Below are 2,886 nucleotides of genomic sequence, written 5' to 3'. Positions count from 1 at the left end.
ATATATTATATAGTTTGCTAATTTTTACAAACATTAATCTTTTCGCCAACTTTTTAAATAATTTGACAAAAGAAGAACAATCAACTCTTGAAAATGTAAAAAGGTTCTTTAAAGAAGGAAAAAATCAATTAAAAAATCCCAAAAACAGCAATCTTGATAAGATACTTATTGGCCATTACACAAAAATCGAATATAATGAAGAACAAATTAACAAATTATTTATTGAACTTGGAGAGCAAAAAACCAAAATGTATCTTAACACAATAAATAAAGTTATGGCAAATCTATCCAAAGAAAAAAACATACAAGATCAAAAAAGATACCAAGCCCTCCAGAATATTTTAATTTTGGCAATACTTTCCAACATCTATAAACAATTAAGACCCAAAACTGATGAATTTTTTGATAATACTTTATTGTTAATTAATTTCAGTCATGAAATTATAAAAAACTCAAATGCTTCAATTTTTGATGATATTTTCTATACACTGCTCCTTCTACACGCTTTTCTTTGACACATATAGTTGACAATACTGTTTCAAGAAAACGCTCTATAATTACAAGAATAAATTTTATTTTTACTCAACATATTGGACTAGAGATAAGAGAAGGAAATGAAAATGAAAATTATCAACATATTATTTTGTTTATTTTTAATTACGCTAAACAGCTGTAATTCTAATGATAATGACACTTTAAAAAAAAATGCCCAACAAACAAAAAGCCGAGGAAAGCGTGATTTAACCCAAAAAGAAGTACCACAAGAAAAACCAAAATCCAAAGAAGAACTACTTAGAGAAAAGCTAACTGAAGCCCAAAAAACACACCTTGATTGGTTAAAAACCGCTTTAACTAAAGCCGGAGAATTTGATAAATTCTTAGGATATGATGAATCTAAAATAAAATCCGCACTTGATCACATAAAAACCCAGCTTGATAAATGCAATGGGAATGAGGGGGAAAAAACCACTTTTAAAACTGTGGTTCAAGGTTTCTTTAGCGGCGGAGATATAAACAAATTTTCAGAACAAGCAACTACTACCTGCAATTAATATCGCAGCCCCCTATTTGGGGGCTTTAATATTGCTATGCTACAAATATCTCATCAAACCGTTCATATTCTTTTAAGACACTAAAGAATATTAATGGGCTAGGGCCATAAGCAGTTCGCTTAAACGCCATAAACTTTTCAAAATCTTGTAAATCCTTTAATCTATTATTTTTCTTGAAATAGTTTTTTATAATCTCCGCCCAATAGTTTATACTCTTAAAATCACTATTTTTCTCAAAATACGAGATTAAATCAGATTCAATTTTCTTGATATCATCAAAATTATTAGGGTCTATATTCTGAATAAAGCTTATTTTTTGAATAATTGAATTTATATTATCTTTTATTGTAGGGCTATTTACCCAATCTTTTATATTAGACAACGCTTCTTTAAAAACACCGTAATAATAAAGCCTATCTTTTTTTTGTTCTTGCTTAATATCTCTTTTCTGGTTTTGAATAGTGTTATTTTTTTGAATTTGATCAATCTCTTGTTTTTGTTCTCTTTTTTGTTCTTGCTTTTGATTAACACTAGCTCGTTTACTAGTCATAGAATTTCCATTTTCATAATTATTATAAATAGGTGCTGCATCGGTATCCATTTCGCTTCTTATGCAAAGATGACCTACTAAAGCGTACCTTTTGAAATAAGTAATAGCTGATCCAACAAATTGTGGCAATGTATTTACGGTTTTAGAGCTGTTTTCATTGTTCCATTGCAAATTTTCTGTAAGTATTGGCGTATCAAATGCCTCTCTGTACCCAGTGCTTGTACTGTAAAATGTGGTCCTAATAACATGTTCTTTTTGACCATCTACAAATTTAGAAACTGGATCCTGCGTAAAAAAAAGATCCAAATTATGCTTATCAATAACGTTATAAATTTCTTCTACTATATCATTGAAATCATGATACTTATACCCATACCCTTTAAGACTTTTGTCAATACGCGGCAAATTTCTGATTAGGGTTTTCATATCTTTTAAGAATTTTATTTCTGCTTGAATATTGTCTTGTGGGTTATTTTTGTTTGTTATGTTGTTCATTTTTTATCTCCTATTATTTGAATTAATAATAAGTATATAGCAAAAACTATTTTTGCCAACTTCTTTACAAAAATTTTTACAAAAAAATTAGGGCTTAGCTAAATCCTCTACTAAAAGAACTTCGCTAAACCCTTGTATTATTTTTTGTAAATTCAAATAATAGGCAGAAAAAATTAAAACATTTTTCTACGCTGTTTGTAGTATAGTCTAACTTTGGATTAAAATCAATTTATATTTTTACTAAATTACAAATTTTTATATTAATTTAACAAAATTAATAATTAAATTTAATATTTTTTTAGAAAAGGGTTTACTTTTAAATCAAAATTTTGCATAATTAAAATTAATTATTAATTCAAATAATAGGAGAAAAAACATGAAAGGTTTTTCAAATACTACAAAAAATCCCGCTTGCCACAACAAACACCAATACAAATTAATATCTCTTACTTCAACGCTAGATTACCTAAACAAAAAAGATAAGAAATACACACAAAAAAACATACTCTATTACTTTAATGAAAATCTTAAAAGAAATGGTCAAGCTCCCACTACACTAAGAACAATGCAAAATTATCTTTACAAATTAGAAAAAGTACTAAAAGTAACAACGAATTACTACCAACATATGGGTGTAAATTGTGGAACTGAAATTTACTATAAACTTAATTATCCTAAAAAAGAGTGTTACATTAAAATCAACAATTACTTTAAAGAACGAAAAAACTCTAGATTTAAATCTAGAGTTAATAACCATTTTAAAGACAATATTTCTATAAATGGTAGTGT

At 27.3% G+C, this 2,886-nt stretch carries 4 protein-coding genes; 3 read left to right on the top strand and 1 reads right to left on the bottom strand.

Annotated features, from left to right (window positions below; translation table 11 throughout):
- Both HNP67_RS06635 and HNP67_RS06630 read left to right on the top strand, forming a co-directional pair.
- Window positions 1–515, top strand: a 515-nt coding sequence (locus tag HNP67_RS06635) for a hypothetical protein (protein ID WP_184125752.1), incomplete at its 5' end; no start/stop codon positions are given.
- A gap of 105 nt (window positions 516–620) precedes the next feature.
- The gene (locus tag HNP67_RS06630; RefSeq protein ID WP_184125754.1) at window positions 621–1,052 is read left to right on the top strand and encodes an Mlp family lipoprotein; all 432 of its coding nucleotides are present in this window, start codon (window positions 621–623) and stop codon (window positions 1,050–1,052) included.
- Window positions 1,053–1,086: 34 nt separating this feature from the next.
- On the opposite strand, the gene HNP67_RS06625 is transcribed toward HNP67_RS06630, so the two are convergent.
- Complete coding sequence (locus tag HNP67_RS06625) at window positions 1,087–2,097, bottom strand: ERF family protein (protein WP_184125750.1); 1,011 nt, start codon at window positions 2,095–2,097, stop codon at window positions 1,087–1,089.
- A gap of 376 nt (window positions 2,098–2,473) precedes the next feature.
- Here HNP67_RS06625 and HNP67_RS06620 point away from each other — a divergent pair.
- The coding region (locus HNP67_RS06620; protein ID WP_236845753.1) for a plasmid maintenance protein at window positions 2,474–2,886 on the top strand (413 nt) is incomplete at its 3' end.

The organism is Borreliella californiensis (genome assembly GCF_014205885.1).
In the GTDB taxonomy this organism is placed as follows: domain Bacteria; phylum Spirochaetota; class Spirochaetia; order Borreliales; family Borreliaceae; genus Borreliella; species Borreliella californiensis.
The sequence above is the reverse complement of the archived record's forward strand: the minus strand, read 5'-3'. Positions and strand labels throughout refer to the sequence as shown.

What these genes read in the sequence shown, in the direction of transcription:
- HNP67_RS06630 (WP_184125754.1), top strand. Translation starts at nt 621, where the DNA reads ATGAAAATTATCAACATATTATTTTGTTTATTTTTAATTACGCTAAAC.
- HNP67_RS06625 (WP_184125750.1), bottom strand. Translation starts at nt 2,097, where the DNA reads ATGAACAACATAACAAACAAAAATAACCCACAAGACAATATTCAAGCA.